The sequence below is a fragment of the Streptomyces sp. YJ-C3 genome (assembly GCF_053891275.1).
Genome location: NZ_CM132685.1, coordinates 7,394,615 through 7,419,751, shown reverse-complemented (window position 1 = coordinate 7,419,751; position 25,137 = coordinate 7,394,615). Strand labels below are relative to the sequence as shown.

Annotated in this window: 22 protein-coding genes; 9 read left to right on the top strand and 13 right to left on the bottom strand. The window is 73.1% G+C overall.

Features of this window, described 5'->3' with window-relative positions; genetic code table 11:
- Positions 1 to 90 precede the first annotated feature (90 nt).
- A complete protein-coding gene (locus ACVHNB_RS33580) occupies positions 91 to 1,017 on the top strand; it encodes an oxidoreductase (protein WP_456226610.1) in 927 nt (308 codons plus the stop codon).
- Positions 1,018 to 1,089: 72 nt separating this feature from the next.
- Here the strand turns inward: ACVHNB_RS33580 and ACVHNB_RS33575 are convergent, their stop codons facing one another.
- On the bottom strand, positions 1,090 to 1,647 hold the full coding sequence (locus tag ACVHNB_RS33575; protein WP_456226609.1) for a hypothetical protein: 558 nt from the start codon (positions 1,645 to 1,647) through the stop codon (positions 1,090 to 1,092).
- A gap of 198 nt (positions 1,648 to 1,845) precedes the next feature.
- Between ACVHNB_RS33575 and ACVHNB_RS33570 the strand changes: the two genes are divergently transcribed.
- From ACVHNB_RS33570 to ACVHNB_RS33560, 3 genes are read left to right on the top strand one after another with little or no spacing between them, the layout of a single operon-like run.
- Entirely contained in the window at positions 1,846 to 3,111 is a 1,266-nt protein-coding gene (locus tag ACVHNB_RS33570) for an ABC transporter substrate-binding protein (protein ID WP_456226608.1), read from the top strand.
- Complete coding sequence (locus ACVHNB_RS33565) at positions 3,108 to 4,034, top strand: carbohydrate ABC transporter permease (protein ID WP_428954819.1); 927 nt, start codon at positions 3,108 to 3,110, stop codon at positions 4,032 to 4,034. Before ACVHNB_RS33570 ends, ACVHNB_RS33565 begins: the two co-directional genes overlap by 4 nt.
- Positions 4,034 to 4,885, top strand: coding sequence for a carbohydrate ABC transporter permease (locus tag ACVHNB_RS33560; protein WP_456226607.1), 852 nt, complete (start codon positions 4,034 to 4,036; stop codon positions 4,883 to 4,885). The genes ACVHNB_RS33565 and ACVHNB_RS33560 overlap by 1 nt, the downstream gene beginning before the upstream one ends.
- A 29-nt stretch (positions 4,886 to 4,914) precedes the next feature.
- Here the strand turns inward: ACVHNB_RS33560 and ACVHNB_RS33555 are convergent, their stop codons facing one another.
- The 5 genes from ACVHNB_RS33555 to ACVHNB_RS33535 all read right to left on the bottom strand — a co-directional run bounded on the left by ACVHNB_RS33555 (position 4,915) and on the right by ACVHNB_RS33535 (position 10,621).
- On the bottom strand, positions 4,915 to 5,691 hold the full coding sequence (locus tag ACVHNB_RS33555) for an SDR family NAD(P)-dependent oxidoreductase (protein ID WP_456226606.1): 777 nt from the start codon (positions 5,689 to 5,691) through the stop codon (positions 4,915 to 4,917).
- Between the two features lie 116 nt (positions 5,692 to 5,807).
- Positions 5,808 to 6,392, bottom strand: a complete 585-nt coding sequence (locus ACVHNB_RS33550) for a TetR/AcrR family transcriptional regulator (RefSeq protein ID WP_428954822.1) — start codon at positions 6,390 to 6,392, stop codon at positions 5,808 to 5,810.
- Positions 6,393 to 6,499: 107 nt separating this feature from the next.
- On the bottom strand, positions 6,500 to 6,850 hold the full coding sequence (nirD, locus tag ACVHNB_RS33545; RefSeq protein WP_428954823.1) for a nitrite reductase small subunit NirD: 351 nt from the start codon (positions 6,848 to 6,850) through the stop codon (positions 6,500 to 6,502).
- The gene (nirB, locus tag ACVHNB_RS33540) at positions 6,847 to 9,396 is read right to left on the bottom strand and encodes a nitrite reductase large subunit NirB (protein WP_456226605.1); all 2,550 of its coding nucleotides are present in this window, start codon (positions 9,394 to 9,396) and stop codon (positions 6,847 to 6,849) included. The genes nirD and nirB overlap by 4 nt, the downstream gene beginning before the upstream one ends.
- 1 nt (position 9,397) lies before the next feature.
- Positions 9,398 to 10,621 (bottom strand): NAD(P)/FAD-dependent oxidoreductase, encoded by a 1,224-nt coding sequence (locus ACVHNB_RS33535; protein WP_456228981.1) that lies wholly within the window; start codon positions 10,619 to 10,621, stop codon positions 9,398 to 9,400.
- A gap of 359 nt (positions 10,622 to 10,980) precedes the next feature.
- Here ACVHNB_RS33535 and ACVHNB_RS33530 point away from each other — a divergent pair, with 359 nt between their 5' ends.
- Positions 10,981 to 12,435, top strand: coding sequence for a ferredoxin reductase family protein (locus tag ACVHNB_RS33530; protein ID WP_456226604.1), 1,455 nt, complete (start codon positions 10,981 to 10,983; stop codon positions 12,433 to 12,435).
- A 363-nt stretch (positions 12,436 to 12,798) separates the two neighbouring features.
- A complete protein-coding gene (locus ACVHNB_RS33525; RefSeq protein WP_428954827.1) occupies positions 12,799 to 13,584 on the top strand; it encodes a sulfite exporter TauE/SafE family protein in 786 nt (261 codons plus the stop codon).
- Positions 13,585 to 13,609: 25 nt separating this feature from the next.
- On the opposite strand, the gene ACVHNB_RS33520 is transcribed toward ACVHNB_RS33525, so the two are convergent.
- The 5 genes from ACVHNB_RS33520 to ACVHNB_RS33500 all read right to left on the bottom strand — a co-directional run bounded on the left by ACVHNB_RS33520 (position 13,610) and on the right by ACVHNB_RS33500 (position 19,262).
- Positions 13,610 to 14,236: a class F sortase gene (locus ACVHNB_RS33520; protein ID WP_428954828.1), complete on the bottom strand. Its 627-nt coding sequence runs from the start codon at positions 14,234 to 14,236 to the stop codon at positions 13,610 to 13,612.
- Positions 14,237 to 14,436: 200 nt separating this feature from the next.
- Positions 14,437 to 14,955 carry a hypothetical protein gene (locus ACVHNB_RS33515; protein ID WP_428954829.1) on the bottom strand — a complete coding sequence of 173 codons (519 nt, stop codon included), beginning with the start codon at positions 14,953 to 14,955 and terminating at the stop codon, positions 14,437 to 14,439.
- A 459-nt stretch (positions 14,956 to 15,414) separates the two neighbouring features.
- Complete coding sequence (locus tag ACVHNB_RS33510) at positions 15,415 to 16,707, bottom strand: ATP-binding protein (RefSeq protein ID WP_456226603.1); 1,293 nt, start codon at positions 16,705 to 16,707, stop codon at positions 15,415 to 15,417.
- Positions 16,704 to 17,468, bottom strand: coding sequence for a hypothetical protein (locus ACVHNB_RS33505; RefSeq protein WP_456226602.1), 765 nt, complete (start codon positions 17,466 to 17,468; stop codon positions 16,704 to 16,706). Before ACVHNB_RS33505 ends, ACVHNB_RS33510 begins: the two co-directional genes overlap by 4 nt.
- Before the next feature lie 135 nt (positions 17,469 to 17,603).
- Positions 17,604 to 19,262: a M4 family metallopeptidase gene (locus ACVHNB_RS33500; RefSeq protein ID WP_456226601.1), complete on the bottom strand. Its 1,659-nt coding sequence runs from the start codon at positions 19,260 to 19,262 to the stop codon at positions 17,604 to 17,606.
- Between the two features lie 122 nt (positions 19,263 to 19,384).
- Here ACVHNB_RS33500 and cutA point away from each other — a divergent pair, with 122 nt between their 5' ends.
- On the top strand, positions 19,385 to 19,729 hold the full coding sequence (gene cutA, locus ACVHNB_RS33495) for a divalent-cation tolerance protein CutA (protein ID WP_428954833.1): 345 nt from the start codon (positions 19,385 to 19,387) through the stop codon (positions 19,727 to 19,729).
- A 124-nt stretch (positions 19,730 to 19,853) separates the two neighbouring features.
- Here the strand turns inward: cutA and ACVHNB_RS33490 are convergent, their stop codons facing one another.
- Complete coding sequence (locus ACVHNB_RS33490) at positions 19,854 to 21,950, bottom strand: molybdopterin oxidoreductase family protein (protein WP_456226600.1); 2,097 nt, start codon at positions 21,948 to 21,950, stop codon at positions 19,854 to 19,856.
- A gap of 97 nt (positions 21,951 to 22,047) precedes the next feature.
- Positions 22,048 to 22,725, bottom strand: a complete 678-nt coding sequence (locus tag ACVHNB_RS33485) for a SanA/YdcF family protein (protein WP_456226599.1) — start codon at positions 22,723 to 22,725, stop codon at positions 22,048 to 22,050.
- A gap of 169 nt (positions 22,726 to 22,894) precedes the next feature.
- On the opposite strand from ACVHNB_RS33485, the gene ACVHNB_RS33480 reads away from it, so the two are divergent.
- Both ACVHNB_RS33480 and ACVHNB_RS33475 read left to right on the top strand, forming a co-directional pair.
- A complete protein-coding gene (locus tag ACVHNB_RS33480) occupies positions 22,895 to 23,761 on the top strand; it encodes a sirohydrochlorin chelatase (protein ID WP_456226598.1) in 867 nt (288 codons plus the stop codon).
- A 48-nt stretch (positions 23,762 to 23,809) separates the two neighbouring features.
- Entirely contained in the window at positions 23,810 to 25,108 is a 1,299-nt protein-coding gene (locus ACVHNB_RS33475; RefSeq protein WP_456226597.1) for a deoxyguanosinetriphosphate triphosphohydrolase, read from the top strand.
- Positions 25,109 to 25,137 lie beyond the last annotated feature (29 nt).

Genomic DNA, 25,137 nt, shown 5'->3' with positions numbered 1-25,137 from the left:
GGTGTGTGGGGTTGAGCGAGCGCGGAGCGGGCACCTACTGTCGGGTAAGTTCACCCGGCAACCACCGACCCGCGCCCAGGGAGCACAGCCATGAGCGGCTGGAACGCCAGCGACATCCCCGACCAGAGCGGCCGCACGGCCGTGGTCACCGGTGCCAACAGCGGCATCGGCTACGTCACCGCGCGCGAGCTGGCCCGCGCGGGCGCCCGCGTCGTGCTCGCCTGCCGCAGCGAGGAGCGGGGCACCGCCGCCGTGGACCGGCTGCGCGGCGAAGTACCGGGCGCCGAAGCCGCGTTCGAGGCTCTCGACCTGGGGGATCTGGCGTCCGTTCGGGGGTTCGCCGAAGGGTGGGCCGGGCGGCCGCTCGATCTGCTCGTCAACAACGCCGGGGTCATGGCCCTGCCGTACGGGCGCACGGCCGACGGGTTCGAGACCCAGTTCGGTGTCAATCACCTGGGACACTTCGCCCTGACCGGGCTGCTGCTGCCGAGCCTGCTGGAGGCGGCCGCGCCCCGCGTCGTCTCGGTGTCCAGCGGACTGCACGCCCTGGCCAACATCGACATCGGCGACCTCAACAGCGAGAAGACATACCGGCGTTGGATCGCCTACGGCCGGTCCAAGACCGCCAATCTGCTGTTCGTCCACGAGCTGGCGCGGCGGGCCGCCGACGCCGGTGTCCCGCTGCTGGCCGCCGCCGCGCATCCGGGGTACGCCGCCACGTCGCTGCAGGCGCGCGGCGCGCAGATGGAGGGCCGCAAGGCGATGGAGCGGTTCTACGAGGTGGGCAACCGGGTCTTCGGGCAGTCGGCCGAGGGCGGCGCGCTGCCGACGCTGCACGCGGCGACCGCGCCGGATGTGCGGGGCGACGGGTTCTACGGGCCCCGGGTGATGATGTGGCGCGGGGCCCCGGCGCCTTCGTGGCGGGCGTCGTGGACCCGCAACGATGTGGCCGGGGAGCGGCTGTGGGCGGCCTCGGAGCAGTTGACCGGGGTGGTGTTCACCGGCCTGAAGGGCTGACCGTCACAGGGCTCAGCGCCGCACCCCGCTCCTCGATCGCCGGAGGGGCTCGATCGTCCGGGCCCGCGCTCGTCAGTCGCCGGAGGGGCTGGATCTCCGGGCCCGCGCTCCGTGCTCCCGCGCCGGGCCCTCCAGGCCCGCCGCCCTGAGCAGTTCCCGTGCCCCGTCGCCGTCCACGTGATCCCCCAGCTCCCGCAGCACCGCGTCGCCCGCCACCAGCAGCCCGCTCGCCCGGGCCCGGCGCGCGCCCGTCTCCAGGCGGTGCCACAGCACCGGGTTCGACGTGAGGACCTTCGGGTCGAGCTCCACCCGCGCGCCCAGCGCGTCCCGCAGCACGAGCCGCGGCGTGATTCCCTCGGCGCGCCGCACCGACACCAGCAGGTCCGTGCAGACGTGGCCGCCGCGCAGCAGCCCGCGGACCGCCAGCCGCCCCGGGCCCGCCGTGACGCGCGGCGGGTGCAGCACGACGTAGAGGAGCAGGGTCAGCCCCGTCCACAGCACACCGCGCGCCGGGCTCAGCGTGGAGTTGGCGGCGTCGATGGTCGTCACGAGGCCGAGCAGCAGTACCGAGCAGAGCACCGCGGCCCGTAGTTCGCGCGCCCAGTTCCGGTCGGTGACGATGCGGTCCATGCAGCGCACCGTAAGCCCGGCAGCGCGTCCCGGCGGCCCTTCTTGACGATCCGCTGACCCGCAAGGCCCGCACCCTTACGCTGCGCTGACGCCGACACGCGGCTGTAGTACCTCTGTCGTAAATCCGTTGCATGGTTGATCGTTGGGGCCGACGGCCTCACAGCAACGGCACACAGAACGGACAGGGGGACACCCGCGATGACCATCAGCCGCAGGGGACTGCTCGCCACCGGAGCCGTCGGCTCCGCGCTCGGTCTGCTGAGCGCGTGCGGGTCCAACACCGGGCGGGACGGCGACGGAGGCGGTGGCAGCAGCGGGCCGAAGCTGTCCCAGTGGTACCACCAGTACGGCGAGGCGGGCACCGAGCAGGCGGTGAAGAAGTACGCGGCCGCCTACGACGAGGCGAGCGTCGCCGTGCAGTGGCGGCCCGGCAACTACGACCAGCAGACCGCCGCCGCGCTGCTCACCGATTCGGGCCCCGACGTGTTCGAGGTCAACGGCCCGTCCCTGGACATGATCCAGGGCAAGCAGGTCGCGGACGTGACCGAGCTTCTCGACGGCGTCGAGGACGACTTCAACCAGGCGGCCCTCGCCCCGAAGCGCCACGACGGCAAGATCTGGGGCATCCCGCAGGTCATCGACATGCAGATGCTCTACTACCGCAAGAGCCTGCTCGCCGACGCGGACGTGCAGCCTCCGGCCACGCTCGACGAACTCCTCGACGCCGCGAAGAAGCTGACCACCAAGAAGGCCAAGGGGCTGTTCCTCGGCAACGACGCGGGCGCCGGAGTGCTCGGCGGGACCCCGCTCTACGCCGCCGGTCTCGCACTCGTCACCGAGGACGGAAAGGTCGGCTTCGACGACCCGGCCGCCGCCCGCACCCTCGGAAAGCTCCGCCAGCTGTACGCCGACAAGTCACTGCTGCTCGGCGCGCCCGCCGACTGGTCGGACCCGTCGGCGTTCACCCAGGGCCTCACCGCGATGCAGTGGTCGGGCCTGTGGGCCCTGCCCGCCGTCCAGAAGGCGCTCGGCGACGACTTCGGAGTGCTGCCGTTCCCCAAGGACGGGACGCAGGGCGAGCCGGCCGTGCCGGTCGGCGCCTACGCCGCCGCCGTCTCCACCCGCAGCAAGCACCAGCAGGCCGGCAAGGACTTCCTGAAGTGGCTGTGGGTCGAACGCACCGACTATCAGGAGGACTTCGCGCTCAGCTACGGCTTCCACATCCCGGCCCGTATCTCCCTCGCCGAGAAGGCGGCCAAGCTGCGCAAGGGCGCCGCGGCCGACGCGGTCCGCTTCACCACCGACCACGGCCACGCCCAGCCGCTGCTGTGGACGCCGGCCGCGCAGACCGCGTACCAGGACGCGCTCAACCGCATCATCAAGAACGGCGCGAACCCGGAGAGCGAACTGAAGACCGTCGTGCGGAAGACGTCGGCGGAGCTCGACCGCGTGAAGAAGAAGTGAGCGGCGGCACGGTGGCTCAACCGCGCGAGCGCAACCGGGCGTTGTGGTTCTGGGCGTTCGTCGGCCCGTTCGTGCTCGGGCTGCTCGTCTTCACGTACGTCCCGCTCGGCTGGAGCGTGTACCTCAGCTTCTTCGACGCGCACAACACCGTCACGCCCGACACCTTCGTCGGCCTCGACAACTACACCGCGCTGCTGAAGGACGACGCCTTCCTCGACAGCCTGTGGACCTTCTGCGTCTTCACGCTCTTCATCGTGCCGACGACGTACGCCGCCTCGCTCGCCCTCGCCCTCATGGTGAACCGGCTGCGGCGCGCGCAGGCGTTCTTCCGGTCGGTGTTCTTCCTGCCGGCCGCCTGCTCGTACGTCGTCGCCGCCCTGATCTGGAAGATGTCGCTCTTCAACGGGGTGCGCTTCGGCCTCGCGAACACGCTCCTCGGATACGTCGACGCCGACCAGATCGCCTGGCTGTCCACGACGCAGCCGCCCTGGTACTGGCTCGTCATCGTCACCGTACGGCTGTGGCTGCAGGCGGGTTTCTACATGATCCTGTTCCTGGCCGGGCTCCAGCGCATCAGCCCGACTCTCTACGAGGCGGCGGCGGTCGACGGCGCGCGGCCCGGCTGGCAGGTGTTCCGGCACATCACGTTCCCGCAGCTGCGGGCCACGTCCGTCGCCGTGGTGCTGCTGCTCGTCATCAACGCCTTCCAGGCGTTCGACGAGTTCTACAACCTGCTCTCCGACGCCCGCGGCTATCCGCCCTACGCCCGCCCGCCGCTCGTCTACCTCTACTACACCGCCCTCGGCCAGGGGCAGAACCTCGGCCTCGGCAGCGCGGGCGCCGTACTGCTCGCCCTGATCATCGCGGTGGTGACGGTGGGGCAGGCCCGCTGGTTCGGGCTCGGCAGGAAGGAGGCCGACTGATGGCCGGCCGCACCGTCCAGGACGACGCGCTGGTCCGCGCGGGCCGCGCCCTGCGCCTCGTGCTGCTCATCGCGCTCGCCCTGCTCTTCCTCATCCCCTTCTATCTCCTCGTCCGCAACGGACTCGCGCGCGAGGAGGACATCACCTCGCCCGACTGGACGTTCTTCCCCTCGGACATCCAATGGGGCAATCTCGGCGAGCTGTTCGACGACACCTCGGTGCCCTTCGCGCGCTCCCTCCTCAACTCGGCCCTGATCGCGCTCGTGACGACCCTGGGGACGCTGCTGCTCGCCTCCCTCGCCGGATACGGTCTCGCCCGCATCCCGTACCGGCACGCGAACAAGGTCTTCTACGCGATCCTGGGCACCCTCATGGTCCCGGCCGCGGTCACCTTCGTACCGACCTTCGTCCTGGTGTCGTCGCTGGGCTGGGTGTCGACGCTGCGCGGACTCATCGTCCCGACGCTCTTCTCCGCCTTCGCGTGCTTCGTCTTCCGTCAGTACTTCCTGGGATTCCCGCAGGAGTTGGAGGACGCGGCGCGGGTCGACGGGCTCGGATACTGGCGCACGTACTGGCGTGTGGTCGTGCCGAACGCGCGGCCGGTGTTCGCCGCGGTCGGCACGATCGTCTTCATCGGCGCCTGGAACTCGTTCCTGTGGCCGCTGGTCATCGGCCAGGACCGGAACGCGTGGACGGTGCAGGTGGCCCTGTCCTCCTTCACCACGTCCCAAGTGGTGCGGCTGCACGAGCTGTTCATCGCGGCGGCCGTCTCGATCGTGCCGCTGCTGCTGGTCTTCCTGCTGTTCCAGCGGTGGATCGTGGCGGGAGTGGAGCGGTCCGGAATCGACTGACTCCCGCACACGGTGTATGAGTTACCGGGTCACGCGGACGCGCCGCCGTCGATCACCAGGTCGGCGCCGACCGTGGACCCGGCGTCCTCCGAGGCCAGGTGGAGGACCGCGGCGGCGATCTCCGCCGTGGCCGCGAGACGGCCGAGCGGGGACTGGTCCTTCATGCGGACGGCGCGCTCCGCCTCCGTCTCGCCCGGGCGCAGCGACATCGTGGTGTCCGCGGCGCCCGGGCTCACCGCGTTGATGCGGATGCCCTCCGCGACGTGGTCCAGGGCGGCGCCGCGGGTGAGGGCGGAGACGGCGGCCTTCGACGCGCCATAGGCGGTGGCGCCGGCCTGGGTGCGGTGAGGGCCGATGTTGGAGGAGACGTTCACGATCGCGCCGCCCGTTCCCTGCGCGCGCATCTGGGCGATCTCGGCCTGCAGGGAGAACAGCACGCCGGTGACGTTGATGTCGAGGAGCGCGTGCCAGTCCTCGGCGGACAGGTCGGCGACCGGGGCGCCACCGCGGAAGACGCCGGCGTTGTTCACGGCGATGTCGAGGGACCCGAACCGCTCAACTGCCGTACGAACAGCACCTGTCACCGACTCCGGGCGGCTCACGTCGGCGGAGTGCGCGAGCGCCGTGCCGCCCGCCTGCTCGATCAGGGCGACGGTCTCCGCCAGCGGGGCCGGGGTGCGGCCGACGACGACCACGTTCGCGCCCTCGGCGGCCAGGGCGAGCGCGACGGCGCGGCCGAGCCCGGAGCCGGCGCCGGTGACGAGGGCGGTCCTGCCGGAGAAGCGGGTGCGGGACGAAGCGGACATGAACGTACCTCTTTCTTGACCGATCGGTTCAGTATGAGAGCGTGAAGAGGGAAGGAAAGAGGAAGGGGGGAGGGCTCTCGATTCAAGGAGGTCTTGGTTGCCGGGCCCCTCGGTCCTCAGTCCAGCAGGGCGAGGGCCTGCTCCGCCGCGTCCCGGACGCGTGCGGTGTCCTGCGAGGCCTTGCCGACGACCCGGATGCCCTGCATGAGGACCAGCAGGAGACGGGCGAGCGCCCGCGGATCGCGGTCGGCGGGCAGCTCGCCCTGGGCGCGGGCCCGGGCGAGCGCGCTGTGCAGCACGGTCTCGATGTGCTCCCAGCTGCGCTCCACGCGGCGGGCGGCCTCCGCGTCGTGCGGGCCGAGCTCCGCCGCGGTGTTCGTGACGAGACAGCCGAGCAGGCGCTGGTCGTCGGCGGTCGCCTCGGCGGCGAACCGGCGGACCAGGGCGCGCACGGCGGGCAGCGCCGGGCCGCCGACGGACAGCTCGGCGAGCACGCGCGGGTCGGTGGACTCGGTGTAGCGGTCCAGCGCCTTCAGGTACAGCGCGTGCTTGTTGCCGAACGTCGCGTAGATGCTGGCGCGGCCGATGCCGAGGTGCTCGACGAGGTCCGCCATCGACGTCGCCTCGTAGCCGCGCCGGTGGAACAGCTCCAGGGCTGCCCGCAGCGCGGCGTCCGGATCGAATTCCTTGGTCCTGGCCACGACAGGGAACCTACGCGTATCCAGAACGACCGGTCAAGTATTGCTCGGACTCTCCACGCCCTGCGTACGCTCTGTGCTCTCTGTGCTCCTGCGCACCCTCCGTACTCCTACGCGGTGCGCACCGCATACGCCTGAACCGCCACCGACTCGTCGTCCAGGCAGCGCCCCGACTCCAGGTCGAAGCGCTGCTTCAGCAGGGGCGACGCCACGAACGGGCGGCCCTGTGCCGAGCCGAGCAGGCCGCGCGAGAGCACCGCCGCTCCGGTGAACGGATCCGTGTTGTCCACCGCGTACACCCGGCCCGCGCGATCGAGGAAGACCGCCGCCTGCCGGCCGTCCGGCAGCAGGGCCGCGACACCGCGGCCCGGCGTGAGGCGCGACAGGTCACAGATGGTCAACCAGTCTTCATCGAGGCCGAGTTGGACCAGGAGCGTCGTCTTCTCGGGGGCGATCGTCATCGTACGGCCAGTCCTTCCAGGGGGATCAGCGGCAGCTCGGGCTTGATCTGGTCGCGCTCCGGGACGAAGCGGACCGTCGGGTCCGGGGTGTCGGGGGCGTTGACGAAGGAGACGAAGCGGGACAGCCGCTCCGGGTCGTTGATGGTCTCGGACCACTCGTCGCGGTAGTGCGCGACGTGCGCGGCCATCAAGGCCTCCAGCTCGTCGCAGATGCCGAGCGAGTCGTGCACGACGACGTCCCGCACGTGGTCGAGGCCGCCGTCGATCCGGTCGATCCAGGCCGCGGTGCGCTCCAGGCGGTCGGCGGTGCGGATGTAGAACATCAGGAAACGGTCGATCAGGCGGATCAGTTCCGCGTCGCTCAAGTCCTGTGCCAGCAGGTCGGCATGACGTGGTGTCATTCCTCCGTTGCCGCCCACGTACAGGTTCCAGCCGTTGGCCGTGGCGATGATCCCGAAGTCCTTCGACTGGGCCTCGGCGCACTCGCGGGCGCACCCGGAGACCGCCGACTTCAGCTTGTGGGGCGCCCGCAGGCCGCGGTACCGCAGCTCCAGGTCGATCGCCATCCGGACCGAGTCCTGCACGCCGTAGCGGCACCAGGTCTGCCCCACGCACGACTTCACGGTGCGCAGCGACTTGCCGTACGCGTGCCCGGACTCGAAGCCGGCGTCCACCAACCGTGCCCAGATCATCGGCAGTTGGTCCACCCGTGCGCCGAACAGGTCGATGCGCTGACCGCCCGTGATCTTCGTGTAGAGATTGAAGTCCCGCGCGACCTCGCCGATCACGATCAGCTTCTCCGGGGTGATCTCACCGCCGGGGATGCGCGGCACGACCGAGTACGAGCCGTTCTTCTGCAGGTTGGCGAGGAAGTGGTCGTTGGTGTCCTGCAGCGCCGCCTGCTCGCCCTCCAGGACGTAGCCGTCCGCGCCGATCGACGGCGCGAGCGAGGCGATGACCGAGCCGACCGTCGGCTTGCAGACCTCGCAGCCCTCGCCGCCGCGCGCCGCATCCCGGCCGTGCTCGTCGAGCAGCCGCGCGAAGCTCGTGATCCGCTTGACGCGCACGATCTCGTACAGCTCCTGGCGCGTGTGCCCGAAGCAGCCGCACAGCCCGTCGTCACCGGACTTCGGCAGCAGCTGCCCGATGAGCTTGACGCAACTCCCGCACCCGGTACCGGCCTTGGTGCACTTCTTCACCTCCGGCAGCGAGGTGTGCGCACAGATCTCGCCCTTGGTGACGTTGTGGCACGAGCAGATGACCGCGTCGTCGGGCAGCGCCTCCGGGCCGAGCTGCGCGGGGGCGCCCGCGCCCGCCGGAAGGACCAGCTGCTCGGGGGCGAGCGGCGGCACGGTGCCGGTCAGCGCGCGCAGCGTCCCGTACGCCTCGGCGTCACCGACGAGGATGCCGCCGAGCAGCTCGCCCTCGCCGCCGATCACGAGCTTCTTGTACGTGCCCGAGCGCGAGTCGGAGTAGACGACGTCGAGGCAGCCCTCGGTCGCGCCGTGCGCGTCGCCGAAGGACGCCACGTCCACGCCGAGCAGCTTCAGCTTGGTGGACAGGTCGGCGCCGGTGAAGCCCGGCCGGTCCGCGTCCTCGTCCGCGGCGATGGCGGCGGCCGCCGTCGACGCCATCTCGTAGCCGGGCGCCACGAGCCCGTACACGCGGCCGTCGGCGGCCAGCGCGCACTCACCGATCGCGAACACCGCCGGGTCGCTGGTGCGGCACTGCTCGTCGACGGCGATGCCGCCGCGCTCGCCCACCGACAGGCCCATGTCGCGGGCGAGCTGGTCACGCGGCCGGACACCCGCAGAGAAGACGACCAGGTCGGTCGCGAGCTCCGACCCGTCCGACAGCTTCATGCCGCTGACCGCGCCGTCGCCGTCCGGACCGGCCACGATCTCCTGCGTGCCGACACCGGTGTGGACGGACAGCCCCATGCCGGTGATGGTCCGCAGCAGGGCGGCGCCACCGCCCTCGTCGACCTGGACGGGCATCAGCCGGGGCGCGAACTCCACGATGTGCGTGGTCAGTCCGAGGCCCTGCAGCGCGCCCGCGGCCTCCAGGCCGAGCAGCCCGCCGCCTACCACGGCGCCGACGGTGGCGTGGTTCTTCGCGTACTCCTCGATCGCGTACAGGTCCTCGATCGTGCGGTACACGAAGCAGCCCGTGGCGTCCTTGCCGGGCACCGGCGGCACGAACGGGTACGAGCCCGTGGCCAGCACCAGCGCGTCATAGGTGACCTTGAAGCCGGAGCGGGCGTGCACGGTGCGGGTGCCGCGGTCCACGACCACGGCGGGGTCGCCGACCCGCAGCTCGATGCCGTGCCTCTCGATGAACTCCGGGTCCGTCATCGACAGTTCCTCGGGCGTCGTGCCCGAGAAGTACGAAGTCAGGTGGACGCGGTCGTAGGCCGGCCGCGGCTCCTCGCACAGGACGACCACGCGGTGCGTCCCGGTGAGGCCGCGTTCGGCCGCCGCTTCGAGGAAGCGCTGGCCGACCATGCCGTGGCCGACGAGGACGAGGGTGGGCAGTGAGGTCGCCATGTCAGAGGCCTCCGTCGTGGGTGAGCAGGTGGAGCAGCGGCGCGGCGCCGACGTCGGTGGCGGCAGGCAGCGATTCGTTCGACTCCCAGGCGTGCGCGAGCGCGCCGACACCGCCGAGCGCGCCGACGAGCACCCCGCCGACCAGCCGGTCGCCGCGCACGACGACCCTGCGGTAGGTGCCGCGCGTCGCGTCCGCGAGCTGCACGACGTCGTCGCCGGGCAGCGGCTGCGTCTCCCCGAACGCGGCGAGGTCCAGCGGGTCCGCCTCGTGCGGGAGCGTGAGCCGGGTCAGGGCGCGGGTGCCGGTGTACGTCTTCGTGGTCCCGGTGAGCAGGTCGGCCAGGGCGTCGGCCTGCTCCAGGGCGGGGGTGGCCAGCCCGTAGACCGTGCCCTCGTGCTCGGCGCAGTCGCCGACGGCGTGGATGCGCGGATCGGAGGTGCGCAGCTCGTCGTCGACGACGACGCCGCGGCGCACGTCGAGCCCCGCGGCGCTCGCGAGACCGGTCCGCGGCCGGGCGCCGCAGGCGAGGACGGTGACGTCGGTGCCCAGCACGTACCCGTCATGGAGTTCCACCCGGCGTACACGCCCGTCGACGACCCCGACGGCGCGCACCCGGCACTCGGTGTGGATCTCGACGCCGAGCGCGACCAGATGACGCCGCACCAACTCCGACGACGCCGGGTCGAGCTGGCGCTCCATGAGGCGCTCGGCCTGCTGCACGAGCACGACCTGGGCGCCGCGGCGGGCGAGCGCGCGGGCCGCCGAGACGCCGAGCAGCCCGCCGCCGATGACGACGGCGCGGGTGCCCTCCGCCACGGCGCCGGACAGCGCCAGGCAGTCGTCCATCGTGCGGAACGCGTGCACACCGCCGGGCAGTTCGGTGGCGCCGGGCGCGAACAGGCCGCGCAGCGGGGGCAGTACCGGGTTCGAGCCGGTGGCCAGGACCAGGGTGTCGTACGCGACCTCGGCGCCGCTCTCGCACTGCACCAGGCGCCGCTCGCGGTCGACGCGGACGGCGCGGGTGCGGAGCCGGGGGCCCGGGACGGCGGGCAGCTTGATGACTTCGGGGCCGTAGCTGCCGGCCAGGACCTCGGCCAGCAGGACCCGGTTGTACGGGGCGTGCGGCTCCTCGCCGATCAGCACCGCGCGCTCGCCCAGACGCCTGGCGAGGCGGGTGCCGGCCAGGCCGGTGCCGATGACGACGACGCGATTCATGCTCTGCAGCGTGCGGGGTGGGTGTTTCTCGGGGGCGTCTCGTCGGTTTCCCGGGGGGAACGGTGGGCTCAGCGAGGTGGATGGGCGGGTGTGAGGGCGCCCTTTCGCCGTTGGGGGTTCGGTATCGGCGGCGGGTGCGGGGTGCGTCGTGGCTGGTCGCGCAGTTCCCCGCGCCCCTGGAGGAGATGCGGCACGTAGTGCGCATCTCCTCCAGGGGCGCCAGCCCCCACCGGAGGCGCGGTCGCGAACGCGCTCAAGGACCCGAACTCGACGGCGGCTTAACCCGTGTTCAGGTCTTCCTCAAGCCCGCCTTAAGGATCTCCCCGGCGACCCTGACCAGCCAATATTCCAGCTCGGCGGAGCCTAGTGTGCCGCAGGTGACCACCGAGGCCGTCGAACCCGAACTCGCCCGCTACCCCGCCCTGTCCGCGTATCTGAGGCAGACCGAGGGCCCGGCGCAGGCACCGCCGATACCCCCGCGCCCGCGCCGGGCCCCCCGGGTCCGGCCCGCCGCCCCGCTGCGGGTCACCCCGCGCGCCCTGCGCACCGGGATCGGCGCGGGCGGCGCCGCCGTCACCGCGCTGTGGGGCGTGCAGGCCCGGCCGTCGGCCCGGCTCGACGTGCTGTTCGCGACCGGCGCCCACCTGTCGGGGCTGCTCGCCGGGTACGGGATCCTCGTCATGCTCTTCCTGATGGCCCGGGTGCCCGCGGTGGAGCACGGCATCGGCGCCGACCGGCTCGCCCGCCACCACGCCCGCGGCGGCCGGCACGTCCTCACCCTGTGCGCCGCCCACACCGTCCTCGCCCTGTGCGGCTACGCCGCGAACACCGGCACCGACCTCCTCACCACGCTCACCGACCTGCTCGGCTACCCCGGGCTGGCCGCCGCCACCGCCGGCACCCTGCTGTTCGTCACGGTCGGCGTCAGCAGCGCCCGCGCCGCCCGCCGCCGCCTCGGCCACGGCACCTGGCGCGGCCTGCACCTGCTCACCTACCTCGCCGCGGCCCTGGCCTTCGCGCACCAACTCGCCGGACCCGACATCGCGTACAGCTCCCTCAGCCTCGGCCTGTGGTGCCTGCTGCACGCCACCGTCGCCGTGCTCCTCTTCTGGTACCGGCTCGTCGTGCCGCTGCGGCAGGCGCTCCGGCACGGGCTGCGGGTCGTCGAGGTGCGCGCCGAGGGCCCGGGCGTGGTGTCCGTCCTGATGCGCGGCCGCGACCTCGGCCGGCTGCACGCGGAGTCGGGCCAGTTCTTCCGCTGGCGGTTCCTGACCCGCAGGCTCTGGCACACGGCGCTCCCGTTCTCCCTGTCCGCGCCGGTCGACGGCGACCACGTCCGCGTCACGGTCAAGGCCGTCGGCGACCACACGCGCCGGGTCCGCCGGCTGCGCCCCGGGGTACGCGTCGTCGCCACCGGCCCGTTCGGCGCGCTCACCGCCCACCGCCGCACCCGCCGCAAGGTGCTGCTGCTCGCCGGGGGAGTGGGCATCACACCACTGCGCGCCCTGTTCGAGACGCTGCCCGGCGAGCCCGGCGACATCACGCTCCTCTACCGTGCGGGCAACGCCGGACAGCTCGTCCTGCGCGAGGAACTGGAGGCCATCGCCCGCACCCGGCAGGCCGCCCTGCACTACCTCCTCGGCCCCTCCGACGCGGCCTTCGACCCGCTCGCCCCGCAGGCGCTGCGCAACCTCGTGCCCGGACTCGCCGACCACGACGTCTATGTGTGCGGCCCGCCCGGCATGACCGCCGCCGCGACGACGGCACTGGTCCGCGGCGGCGTCCCCGAGGACCGCATCCACGCCGAGTGCTTCACGTACTGACAGCCGAGTGCTTCACGTACTGACCACTGGCAGCTGACCACTGGCAGCTGACCACTGGCAGCTGACCACTGACGTACGCGCCGGATCCCTCCTAGCCGCTTCCGGAGAGTCACCTCATGGGCCGCCACAGCAGACCCACCCGCACCGCCCACGCCCCCACGGTCCAGGCCCGCCGCAAACTGGCGGCCGGTCTCGCCTCGGCCAGTGCCCTGGTCGCGACCTGCCTCGCGCTGACCGTCGACCCGGCCGGGCCGCCCGCTCCCGACCGGGCCGTCCCGCATGCCGGAACGGCAAGCTCAGATGACCCTCAACTCTCCACCCATTCGTGGACGGCACACGTAACCCGTCCATAGGCTCGCGATCATGCCTGACATATCCCTGACCACCGTCGTCGTGCTGTGCGTCGCCGCCCTCGCGGCCGGCTGGATCGACGCGGTGGTGGGCGGCGGCGGGCTCCTCCTGCTGCCCGCGCTGCTGCTCGGCCTGCCGAACACCGCGGCGGCCGGCCCGTACGCGCTCGGCACCAACAAGGCCGTCGCTATCGTCGGCACCACCGGCGCCGCCGTCACCTACGCCCGCAAGGCCCCGGTCGACGTACGCCTGGCGGTCCGCATCGGCGTGGCGGCGCTGATCGGCTCGACGGGCGGGGCGCTCCTCGCCGCGGGCATGAGCACGGACGTCCTCAAGCCGATCGTGATGGTGGTGCTGGTCGCCGTCGGCGCCTTCGTCATCTTCCGCCCGTCCTTCGGCACGGCCCCGACCGCGGAGCCCGCCTCGCCCCGCCGGATCCTCGCCGCGATCGGCTTCGCCGGCCTCGGCATCGGCTTCTACGACGGCCTGATCGGCCCCGGCACCGGCACGTTCCTGGTCCTCGCGCTGACCGCGCTCCTCCACCTCGACCTCGTCACGGCCTCCGCCACCGCCAAGATCGTCAACTGCTGCACGAACGCGGGCGCGCTCGCCATGTTCGCGTTCAAGGGCACGGTCTACTGGCAACTGGCCGCGCTCATGGCCGTCTTCAACCTGGCGGGCGGCATGATCGGCGCCCGCACGGCCCTGAAGCGCGGCGCCGGCTTCGTCCGCGTCGTGCTGCTCACCGTGGTGTGCGCGCTGGTGCTGAAGATGGCGTACGAGCAGTGGGTCGCGTGAGACGCGGCCGGACGGCGACGCGCGCCTAGCGGCTCCCCGTCAGGTGCGCGAACACCACCACGTTCCCCTGGTAGCCGGTCCGCCGTGAGTACGGCCCCCCGCACGTGATCACCCGCAGCTCCGGGCGGGCGGCGGCGCCGTACACCTTCTCGTCGGGGAAGTCCTTCGCCTCGTAGACCTCGACGGCGTCGACCGTGAACACCGCCACCGAACCGTCCCGCCGGTCGACCTCGATGGTGCGGCCGCGGGTCAGGGCGCCCAGGTCGTAGAAGACGGCGGGGCCGACCGCGTTGTCGACGTGGCCCGCCACCACCGCCGTGCCCCGCTCGCCGGGCCTGGTGCCCGCCTCGTACCAGCCGGCCAGGTTCTTCTTCTCCGGCGGCGGCACGTCCAGGCTGCCGCCCCGGTTCAGACCGAGCCCCATCAGCGGCGCGTCCACGCGGATCGACGGGATACGGATCCGGTCCGGCGGGGAGGGGGACATCGGCGCGGCCCCCGGCGCGCTGCGGTCCGTGCCCGCCCGGGCCTGCGCGGCCGACGGCTGCGGTGGCGGATGCCCCTCGGAGCCGCTGGTCAGCAGCCAGGCGCCGGCGCTCAGCGCGAGCACCGTGACGGCACCTATGACGGCGTTGACGGGGTTCGCGACGCGCACGATGCCTCCTGACACCCGGGACGGGCACCCGGTGCGGACACCCACGTGGAAAGCCCTTCCCCTCCGGCCCGCGAGGGGCTGCGGCCGGAGGGGACGGGACTGGCGGTACCGGTGGACGGACGGGCTCACGGACGGCGGAGGGAGCCCGCAAGCCCGTCATTTCCCTCTTCGGATCCTCGAATCCTCAGACCCTCGAATCCTCAGATCCCATCGCCTCTCGCCCGGCGATGCAGGAGCCAGGTACCGCCCGCGGCGGCGACGGCCAGCGCCGCCACACCCGCCGCGGTCTGTACGGGGTCGGGCCCGAGCGCGCCGCCGACCCCCGTCTTCACATGCCCGCGGGGCATCTGTGCCCCCGGTGCGCCGTCCTGCGCGAGCGACACGATCACATCGCCGGTCACCACGGTGCCGCCGGAGCAGCGGGCGACGATCTCGTACGTGCCCGGCTGCGCGGACACCGGCACCGCGAACCGCCCCGCGGCGTCCGCGGAATCCGTCCCCGGGGCCAGGGTGAAGGCCCCCGCCCCGATCGCCCCGGCGTCACCGGCGGCCGTGCCGTGCGCCCCGCAGGCGGTGGTGCTCACGCTGACCGTGCTGCCGGGGACCGCCGTCGCCGGGTACACCTCGAGGCCGCCCTGCGCCGCGACGGAGGGCGCGGCCGCGAATCCGGCGACCGCGACGGCGAACGCGGCGGCGGTCAGGGATCGGCCTGTACGCATCGTGCTTGCTCCTTATCGGGCGGCGGGCGCGCCCTGCAAGCACGAGGTAAGTGCCACTCGCCGCGGCACGCCTGCTGATGCTGCGTCAGAAACCCGGTTCCGTCACCCCTCCTGACGCCCCGACGGCAACATTCCAGCAGGTCATCGGCGTGTCGCGAAAAACTACCCGAAGGACAGCGCCACCCGTGCGACCGGGTGAACCCCCTCACCAGGTGCGCGAGCAACCACGCACCGCCCGCACGACTCTGACGGCCGAGAACCCCCACGCCGCCAGGGGCGCGGGGAACGGCGCGAGCAACCACGTACGACCGCCACTTTCTGACGGTCGGAAAGCCCGATGGCGCCAGGGGCGCGGGGAGCGGCGCGACCAGCCACCCGCGACCCGCACCCTCTGACGCGTCAGGAACCCCCACGGCGAGAGGACCCGCCCGACAGCCCCCGCACGCACCCGACGCCCCGTCAGCCCCCCAGAACCGCAGGGAGCGAGACCGAAGCCACCGCCCCACCCGCACTCGCGTTCCGCAGAGCGACCACCGCCCCGATGGCCGCCGCCTGCCCCAGCGCGATCGTCAGCCCGAGCCCCGTCCCCTGCCCCCGCTCGGACGCCCCGGTGAGGAACCGCCGCGGCCCGTCCCGCAGCAGCTCGTCGGGGAACCCGGGGCCGTGGTCGCGTACGGACACCGTCGTCCCGCTCACCAGCACCTCGATCGGCTCCGAGCCGTGCCGCCGCGCGTTCGTCACGAGATTGGCCAGGATCCGCTCCAGACGCCGCGCGTCCGTCCGCACGAACGCCTCCCGCGCGCTCGCGTCGCAGCGGAACGAACAGACCGGCCCGACCCGGTCCACCGCTCGCTCCACCAGCGGCCCCAGCGGATGCGCGGCCAGGTCCGGCTCCTCCGCGTGCGCGTCGAGCCGGGCCACCTCCAGCAGGTCCTCGGTCAGCGTGCGCAGCGCGCCCACCCGGTCCCGCACCAGCTCCGCGGGCCGCCCCGGCGGCAGCAGCTCCGCGGCCGTGTGCAGCCCCGTCAGCGGGGTGCGCAGCTCGTGCGCCACGTCCGCGGTGAACCGCTGCTCGGCCTCGATGCGCTTCTGCAGCGACGCCGCCATCGTGTCCACGGCATTGGCCAGTTCGGCCACCTCGTCCCGGCTGTGCGCGGGCCGCGGATGCCCGATCCGCGCGTCCAGCTCGCCCTGGCTGATGCGCCGCGCCGTCGCGGCCGCCTCCCGCAGCTCCCGGCTGAGCCGGGAGGACAGCGCGGCACCGCTCAGCGCGGCGAGCGCCACCACGACGACACCGAACACCACGAGCTGCTGGTCGAAGTCGGCCATCTCGGTGGCCTGCTCGTCCAGCGGCTCGCGCACGGACAGCACCCGGTCGCCGACCGGCAGCGCCGCCCACACCGCGGGGTGCGCCGAGGACAGGTCGAGATACGTGGTCCGGCGCCCGTCCCGCGCCGCCTTCCGCAGCGGGGCGGGAAGACGGGGCGCGTCGAACGCGCCGTGCGTGCCGTCGGGCCGGCCGTCACTGTGGACCTGCCCGGTCAGCTGGTACCGGTCCCGCACCCGGGCGAGCTGCGCGGTGGCGCTGGAGCGGGCGTTCGCCGAGACCTGTTCCAGGCGGGCGTGGTGCACGAGCAGCCCGATGGCGACGGCGACCAGCGTGCAGCCGAACGCGACGAGCACCGCGATCCGCCAGCGCAGCCCGAGCCGCCCCGCCCGGACCCGGGCCCACGACAGCCGCGGGCGGCTCATACGACGTTCCCGTACGGCGAGGCGGCGGTCCGGACCGGGGCGGGGACCGTACCGGACGCGACCGGCGTGCGCGGTTCCTCCAGCGACTCCGGCTCGGTCGTCTCCGAGAGCGTCGGCTCGGACTTCTTGTACTTCTTCACGTCGCGCAGCGTCGACATGCGCACCCCGTCCCAGTGGAAGCGCACGGCCTGCTCCCCGCCGTCCGCGCACGAGCTGCGCAGCAGCAGGTCCTGGCCGAGGGTCTCCACGGCGACGCGCTTGCCCGTCGTGAACAGCACGGGGTACACCCGGCCGTCGTCGCCCTCCCGGTACACGGTCAGCACCGTGCGCCGGGTCTCGGTGTCGACCGCGACCAGCAGTTCCGGTCGGCCGTCCCCGGTCAGATCCCGGTACATGGGAGGCCGGACCCCCGCCTTCCCCGGCTCGTCGATGTCCCCGCGCCCGGCGATCGGCTGCATCCGCGGGTCGGCCCGCAGCACCGCGTGCACATCGAGGCCGCGGATGCCCTCCTTGCCGAGCCGGGGCAGCCCGGTCAGCGGCTTGGGCGGCGGCTGGTGGGTGGACGCCTCGGCGCCGGGCGCCTTCGTCGACGTACTGGACCAGGCGGGCCACACGTCCTGCGGCTGCGGCTGTACGGAGACGGAGGGCGCGGCCTCCCCGGCGGCGAGGCCGTCGGTGCGGCCGCAGCCGGCGAGCACGGCGATGCCCAGCGCGGTCATGACCGCGACGGCGCCCGGCAGGAGGCGGTGGAGAGGGCTCATGTCATCGACGGTAGAAACCGACTGTTGCGACATGGCCGATGTTTTGTAACAGAAGGCGCGGCCAGGACCTTATCCTGCCTTTTCGGGCATTAGGTCCCGGCCGCCGGACCCGCGGGTTCCGGGACCTCGGTCGTGCTAGTTCACGGACACCGCCGACCACGTCGCGGCCACCGCCGCGTACTCCGCGCTGCCCGCCCCGTACAGGTCCTTGGCCGCGCTGAGCGTCGCCGTGCGCGCGCCCGCGTACTTCGTCGACGACGTCATGTAGACCGTCAGCGCCCGGTACCAGATCTTGCCGAGCTTGTCCTTGCCGATACCGGTGAGCGTGGAACCGTTGCAGGTCGTGCCGTTGTGCTGGACCCCGCCGATCACCTTCGGGCCGCTCCCCTCCGCCAGCAGGTACGCGAAGTGGTTCGCCACGCCGGAGGAGTAGTGCACGTCGAGGTTGCCGACGCTCGAACTCCAGCAGTCGGCCGAGTTCCCGTCCTTGCTCGGCCGGTCCATGAAGCGCAGCGCCGCCTTCCCGAAGCCGGACTTGACGATCTCCTCGCCGATCAGCCAGTCACCGGGGTCGGACGCGTTGTCCGCGTGGAACTCGACGAGCGTGCCGAAGATGTCGGACGTCGCCTCGTTGAGGCCGCCGGACTCACCGGAGTAGGTCAGGGCGGCCGTCTTGGACGTCACGCCGTGCGACATCTCGTGCCCCGCCACGTCGAGCGCGACCAGCGGGCCGAACGTCGTCCCGTCGCCGTCCCCGTACGTCATGCAGAAGCAACTGTCGTCCCAGAACGCGTTGTTGTACTTGTTCCCGTAGTGCACGCGGTTGTACGAGCCCTTGCCGTCGCCCGCGATGCCGTTCCGGTTGTGGACCTGCTTGTAGTAGTCCCACGTCCGGTCCGTGCCGTACTGCGCGTCGACGGCCGCGGTGGCGCGGTCGGCGTTCGCGCCCGTGCCCCAGTGGTTGTCGGCGTCCGTGAACAGCGTCGCGGGGGCGCGGCTCAGGCAGATGCCGAGGATGCACAGGTCGGTCTTGTTCTGCGCGTCGCCGGTGTACGTGCCGCCGCGCGTCGCGTCCTTCAGCTGGTACGTCGATCCGGACTGCGTCGTCTCCAGCGGAACCGTGCCGGAGTAGAGCGACTTGCCGTCGCCGGTGGCCGTCTCGATGCTGTCCCAGGCGTCGATCTGCCGGCCGGTGAGCGCGTCGCTGAGGACGACGCGGGCGACCGGGTTGCCGAGCGAGTCCTTGGCCGCGGTGGTGGTGCGCCAGGCCAGCTTGGGCGCTCCGTGCAGGGCGTCGACGACCAGCAGCGGCTTGGAGACCAGCTTGCGGAGCGTCTCGCCGGCGTTCGCCGAGCGCAGGGCCGTCGCGGCCAGGTCGGCGGCCTGCGGAGCGGTGACCTCGGGGGTCGTCGAGGGCACGGACAGGTTACCGGGGACGGCCCGGTCGGCACTCCTGTACGCGCCGGACGGAGTCAGGTGGATCACGAAGTCGCCGCCGAGCACGGGCAGTCGGCGGAACGTCCGGTCGTAGCGGACGTGCCGCGTGCCGTCCTTGTCGACGATCACGTCGCGGGCGGAGGTGTCCTGAGCGGGGGTCAGGTCCAGGGCGGCGGCGTGGGCCGTGAGCGCGGTGGCCGCGGCGCTCAGGGTCTCCGCGCGGGTGGGGGTGGGGGTGCCGGTGGCGCCCGCGGTGGGGGCGAGGGCCGCGGCCAGGAGGGTGGCCGCGGCCGCGGCTATGCCGGCCGCGGCTATGCCGGCCGTGGTGAGGCGCGATGTGGTCCTGGTGGGTCTCATCGGTCTCCTACGTGGGGAGGGGTGGACGGGCGGCTCGCTGATGACGCCTCAGTTTTAGGCGGTCATGACAAGACTCGTCCAGGGTGCGCCGGTGCCGGAGCTGTGAAGGTGACAATGGGGGAGTGCAGAACCAGACACAGAACACGCCGGGTCTCCTCACCGTCCTGACCACGACGGACGCCCCCGACAAGGCGGACACGCTGGCCCGGGGGGCGATCGAGGCGCGGGTTGCCGCGTGTGCGCAGATCTCCGGGCCGGTGACGTCGGTGTACCGGTGGGAAGGGGCCGTGGAGACGGCTCATGAGTGGCAGGTGCTGCTGAAGACCACGGAGGCGCGGTACGCCGAGCTGGAGGCGTGGTTGACGGAGCATCACGACTACGAGACGCCGGAGATCATTGCCGTGCCGGTGGTGCGAGGGGCTTGCGGGTACGTGTCCTGGGTGCGGGCCGAGGTGGGCTCGCACTGAAGGGAAGGTGGCCGCCTGGCAGATCAAGCCCCTCCGGCGATTGAGGAGCGGGGGCCGGGGCGGAGCCCCCGGGGCTGGGGTGCAGCGCGGGGCGACAGATCGACAGGCCCCCGGAAGACCCCGCTCAACCGGCCCGGGCCACCCGCACGGCGCACACCTTGAACTCCGGCATACGAGACGTCGGGTCCAGCGCCGGATTGGTCAGGGTGTTGGCGCGACCGGGGCCGGGCCAGTGGAAGGGCATGAAGACCGTGTCCGGGCGGATCGTGGCGGTGAGGCGGGCCGGGGCCAGGGCCCGGCCGCGCCGGGAGGTGACCGTCACGGTATCGCCCTCCGCTATGCCGAGCCGCGCGGCCAGCCGCGGGTGGAGCTCCACGAACGGACCCGGGGCCGCCTTGTTCAGCTCCGCGACACGGCGGGTCTGCGCCCCCGACTGGTACTGCGCCACGACCCGGCCCGTCGTCAGGTGGAGCGGGTACTGAGCGTCGGGCTCCTCGGCCGCCGGCCGGTGCGTCACGGGGACGAAGCGGGCCCGGCCGTCCTCCGTCGCGAAACGGTCCAGGAAGAGACGGGGCGTGCCCGGGTCCGTGGGCTCCGGGCACGGCCAGAAGACGCCCCGGCCCTCGGCCAGCCGCTCGTAGGAGATCCCCGCATAGTCCGCGGGGCCGCCCGAGGAGGCGCGGCGCAGTTCGTCGAACACCTCCTCCGGGTCCGCGGGGAAGCCCTTCTCCAGGTCCGGTGCCAGGCGGGTGGTCAGGTCGCGCAGGACCTCCAGGTCGGAGCGGATCCCGTCGGGCGGAGCGAGCGCGCGGCGGCGCAGCAGGACCCGGCCCTCCAGGTTCGTCGTCGTTCCCGTCTCCTCGGCCCACTGCGTCACCGGGAGCACCACGTCGGCGAGTTCGGCCGTCTCGGAGAGCACCACGTCGGCCACCGCCAAGAAGTCGAGGGACCGGATGCGTTCCTCGACGTGTGCGGCCCGGGGAGCCGACACCACCGGGTTCGAGCCCATGAGGAGGAGCGCGCGGATGTCACCGCCCAGAGCGTCCAGCAACTCGTACGCCGAACGGCCCGGCCCCGGAAGCGAATCGGGGTCCACACCCCAGACCCCGGCCACGTGCGCGCGAGCCGCCGGGTCCGTCAGCTTGCGGTAGCCGGGCAACTGGTCCGCCTTCTGGCCGTGTTCGCGGCCGCCCTGCCCGTTGCCCTGGCCGGTCAGGCAGCCGTAGCCGGACAGCGGGCGCCCCGGCCGTCCCGTGGCCAGGGCCAGGTTGATCCAGGCGCCGACCGTGTCCGTCCCCTTGGACTGCTGCTCGGGGCCGCGGGCCGTCAGCACCATGGCGTGCTCGGTGTCCGTGAACAGCCTGACCGCTGCACGGAGTTGGGGGACCGGTACGCCCGTGACCCGCTCCACGTACTCCGGCCAGTGCGCCATCGCCCCGGCCCGCGCCGCCTCCCAGCCCCGGGTGCGCTCGCGCACGTACTCCTCGTCGACCCGGCCCTCGGCCACCACCAGGTGCAGCATGCCGAGCGCGAGCGCGAGATCCGTGCCGGGGCGCGGCGCCAGATGCAGGTCGGCCTGGTCGGCGGTGCGGGTGCGGCGGGGATCGATGACGATCAACTTGCCGCCGTTGGCCTTCAGTTCCGTCAGATAGCGCAGCGCCGGGGGCATCGTCTCGGCCAGGTTCGAGCCGACGAGGACGACGCAGCCGGTGCGCGGGATGTCCTCCATGGGAAAGGGCAGGCCCCGGTCCAGGCCGAAGGCACGCTGGCCCGCGGCGGCCGCCGACGACATGCAGAACCGGCCGTTGTAGTCGATCTGCGACGTGCCGAGGACCGTGCGGGCGAACTTGCCGAGCGCGTACGCCTTCTCGTTGGTGAGTCCGCCGCCGCCGAACACCGCGCACGCGTCCGCGCCCTGTGCCGTACGTGTACGACGCAGGCCGTTGGCGATCGCGTCCAGCGCCTCGTCCCACGTGGCCGGCTCCAGCTCGCCGCCGGCCGAGCGGATCAGCGGGGTCGTCAGCCGGACCCGGGAGGAGAGCACGGCCGCCGCGCTCTGCCCCTTCCCGCACAGCGCCCCCTGGTTCACGGGGAAGTCCGCCCGGCCCGCGACCGTCACGCCCGCGCCCGACGCGTCCGGCGTGAGCGTCATGCCGCACTGCAGCGCGCAGTACGGACAGTGCGTGGAGACGGGGGCCGGTGACGTCGCTCGCGTGTGCATGGTCGCCAGCGTGCGCGGCGCTTGTTACGTGGTGGAGAAGGGTCGGGTTACGCGCGCGGTACGCACATCTCGCAGGCCCCGGCCGGCCGGTGTGAGGTCAGGGCGCCTCCTTCAGCGCCCGCCGCACGCCGTCCTCCCGCGCGCCCAGGAAGTGCGGGTCGGGGCGGACCAGCGCGTCGAGCGCCGCCTTGCCCGCCGCGAGCACCTCCCGTGCCCCGCCCGCGTACCAGGTCACGTCGTGCCGCTCGTCCACCCCGACGCCGTACGACGACACCCCCGCCGCCTCGCACAGCGCCACCGCACGCCGGATGTGGAACCCCTGGCTGAGCAGCACCGCCCGGTCCACCCCGAAGATCTTCTTGGCGCGCACGCACGAGTCCCAGGTGTCGAACCCCGCGTAGTCGCTCACCACGACCCGGTCCGGCACCCCGTGCCGGGTCAGATACGTCCGCATCGCGTCCGGCTCGTCGTAGTCCCTGCGGCTGTTGTCGCCGGTGACGAGGACCGCGCGGACCCGGCCCGCCCGGTACAGCTCGGCCGCCGCGTCCAGGCGGTGCGCCAGGTACGGGGACGGCTCGCCCTGCCACAGGCCCGCCCCGAACACCACCGCCACGTCCGTGCGGGGCACCTCGGCGATCGAGCGCAGCCGGTCGCCGGTCGAGGTGAACAGCCACGTCGCGGGCAGCAGCGCCAGCACACAGGCCGCCATGAGCGCCTGGAGCGCCCGTCGCCGCCCCTGCCGGGTGCGGGGCAGCCGTGGACGGGACAGGCGCATGCGGGACCCCCGGTGGACGATGGACGTGCGGGCTTTCGGAAGAAGGAGACGTCGGGCGCGGCCGGATGGTTCGCCGCTCACCTCGGCCGGAGGCGCGCGGTGAAGGACCGGCAACGACCCGTCACCGTCGCGCAACAGACCGGCAACCCCCGCCCGGCAGGATCGCCCCATGACGGACGCGTCGGCACACCTCGACCACACGGCCAGCACGGCGGGACTCCTCACCATGATCAGCAATCAGCTCGGCAGCCAGCTCGACCAGAGGTCCCTGCGGACCCACCGCCCCGACCCGGCGCTGGTCCTCGTGGCCCACGGCAGCCGCGACCCGCGCGCCCTGGCCACCGTCGGCGAACTCGCCGGCCGGATACGGGAGCAGCGCCCCGGCCTCACCGTCCGCCTCGCCCACATCGAGCTGAACGAGCCACTGCTCACGGACGTCCTGGCCGGTCTGCCGGACGGCGGCCGGGCCGTCCTCGTACCGCTGCTGCTGTCCCGCGGGCACCACGTCAAGCGGGACCTGCCCCGGGCCGCCGAGGCCGCCGCCCACCTGCTCACCCGCGTCGCCGAGCCGCTCGGCCCGCACCCCCTGCTCGTGGACGTCCTGCACGAGCGGCTGCGGGAGGCGGGCTGGCCCGCGCACCTCTCCGAGCGCGGCCGCCGGCGCACCGGGGTCGTCCTCGCCGCCGCCGGGTCCCGTGATCCGCGGGCCGCCGTCGACACCCGGCGCACCGCCGGCCTCCTCGCCCGGCGCCTCGGCGTCCCCGTCGTGCCCGCCTACGCCTCCGGCTCCGCGCCCGACGTGGCCACCGCGGTCCGCGCCCTCGCCGCCCGCGGCCGGCACCGGGTCGGGCTCGCCTCGTACTTCACCGCGCCCGGCCGGTTCGCCACCGAGACGGCGGCGGCGTTCGCCGAGGCCCGCGGTGTCGTCGCGGCTCCGCTCGGCGCCCACCCGGACCTCGCCCGCCTGGTCCTGCACCGCTACGACGGCGCCCTCGCCGCCCCCGCGGGGACCGTCCGGCACCTGGCGTCCGCCTGACCTGACCGGCCCGCCCCTTTTGTCGGTGCCTGGCCTTACTGTCAGTGCATGAACACCACGGACGAAGGTTCCGGTACGTACGACGAAGCGGACGTCGAGCGCTGGGCCCCCGAGCCCGACAAGCGCCCGGGCCGCACCGCGTTCCAGCGCGACCGGGCCCGCGTCCTGCACTCGTCGGCGCTGCGCAGGCTCGCCGGCAAGACCCAGGTCGTCACGCCGGGCACGCGCAGCAGGCACTGGGACGCCAGCCCCCGCACCCGGCTGACGCACTCGCTGGAATGCGCCCAGGTGGGGCGCGAGCTCGGCGCGGCCCTCGGCTGCGACCCCGACCTCGTCGAGACGGCCTGCCTCTCGCACGACATGGGCCACCCGCCCTTCGGGCACAACGGCGAGCAGGCGTTGAACGAAGTGGCGCAGGACTGCGGCGGCTTCGAGGGCAACGCGCAGTCGCTGCGCCTCCTCGCCCGCATCGAGCCCAAGCGGTTCATCCGCTCGCAGGACAGCGGTGAACTGGTCAGCGTGGGCCTGAATCTGACCCGGGCCGCGCTCGACGCCGCGACCAAGTACCCGTGGCCGCGCGGGGAGCACCCGAGCGATCCCGTCTCGCCCAAGTTCGGGGTGTACGAGGACGACCGGCCCGTCTTCGACTGGGTCAGGAAAGAGGCGCCGGGACGCCGCACCTGCTTCGAGGCCCAGGTCATGGACTGGTCGGACGACGTCGCGTACTCCGTGCACGACATCGAGGACGGCCTGCACGCGGGCCACCTGGATCCGAACGTGCTGCACGCCGAGCCCGAGCGCGCCGACATCTTCGCCGTCGCCATCGGACGGTACGTGCCCGCGGACACCGACCCGGCCGAGCTCGCCGCGGCTCTCGACCGGCTCCTCGACCAGGAGTGGTGGCCGCACGGCTACGACGGCACGGCGGTCGCCCAGGCCCGCCTCAAGGACGCCACCAGCCAGCTCATCGGCCGCTTCTGCCTGGCCGCGGAGAGCGAGACCCGCGCGCGGTACGGCACGGGCCGCCTCACGCGCTACGCGGCGGAGCTCGTCGTCCCCCGCACCGCCCGCCACGAGTGCGCCGTCCTCAAGGCGGTCGCCGACCGGTACGTGATGCAGCGCCCGCAGCAGGAGCGGCTCCGCGCCGACCAGCGCATCGTCGTCGCGGAGCTGGCCGAGGCGCTGACGGCCCGCGCCCCGGACGGCCTGGACCCCCAGTTCCGCGCCCTGTTCGACGACGCGCCCGACGACCGTGCGAGGAAGCGCGTCATCGTCGACCAGATCGCCTCCCTGACCGACGCCTCGGCCCGCTCCCTGCACTCCCGCCTCACCGGCGACCGGCCCTGAGCACCCCGCCGAGCGCACCCCCGACCACT

Coding starts and splice junctions, on each gene's coding strand:
- ACVHNB_RS33580 (WP_456226610.1), top strand. CDS start 91: ATGAGCGGCTGGAACGCCAGCGACATCCCCGACCAGAGCGGCCGCACG.
- ACVHNB_RS33575 (WP_456226609.1), bottom strand. CDS start 1,647: ATGGACCGCATCGTCACCGACCGGAACTGGGCGCGCGAACTACGGGCC.
- ACVHNB_RS33570 (WP_456226608.1), top strand. CDS start 1,846: ATGACCATCAGCCGCAGGGGACTGCTCGCCACCGGAGCCGTCGGCTCC.
- ACVHNB_RS33560 (WP_456226607.1), top strand. CDS start 4,034: ATGGCCGGCCGCACCGTCCAGGACGACGCGCTGGTCCGCGCGGGCCGC.
- ACVHNB_RS33555 (WP_456226606.1), bottom strand. CDS start 5,691: ATGTCCGCTTCGTCCCGCACCCGCTTCTCCGGCAGGACCGCCCTCGTC.
- nirD (WP_428954823.1), bottom strand. CDS start 6,850: ATGACGATCGCCCCCGAGAAGACGACGCTCCTGGTCCAACTCGGCCTC.
- nirB (WP_456226605.1), bottom strand. CDS start 9,396: ATGGCGACCTCACTGCCCACCCTCGTCCTCGTCGGCCACGGCATGGTC.
- ACVHNB_RS33525 (WP_428954827.1), top strand. CDS start 12,799: ATGCCTGACATATCCCTGACCACCGTCGTCGTGCTGTGCGTCGCCGCC.
- ACVHNB_RS33515 (WP_428954829.1), bottom strand. CDS start 14,955: ATGCGTACAGGCCGATCCCTGACCGCCGCCGCGTTCGCCGTCGCGGTC.
- ACVHNB_RS33510 (WP_456226603.1), bottom strand. CDS start 16,707: ATGAGCCGCCCGCGGCTGTCGTGGGCCCGGGTCCGGGCGGGGCGGCTC.
- ACVHNB_RS33505 (WP_456226602.1), bottom strand. CDS start 17,468: ATGAGCCCTCTCCACCGCCTCCTGCCGGGCGCCGTCGCGGTCATGACC.
- ACVHNB_RS33500 (WP_456226601.1), bottom strand. CDS start 19,262: ATGAGACCCACCAGGACCACATCGCGCCTCACCACGGCCGGCATAGCC.
- ACVHNB_RS33490 (WP_456226600.1), bottom strand. CDS start 21,950: ATGCACACGCGAGCGACGTCACCGGCCCCCGTCTCCACGCACTGTCCG.
- ACVHNB_RS33485 (WP_456226599.1), bottom strand. CDS start 22,725: ATGCGCCTGTCCCGTCCACGGCTGCCCCGCACCCGGCAGGGGCGGCGA.
- ACVHNB_RS33480 (WP_456226598.1), top strand. CDS start 22,895: ATGACGGACGCGTCGGCACACCTCGACCACACGGCCAGCACGGCGGGA.
- ACVHNB_RS33475 (WP_456226597.1), top strand. CDS start 23,810: ATGAACACCACGGACGAAGGTTCCGGTACGTACGACGAAGCGGACGTC.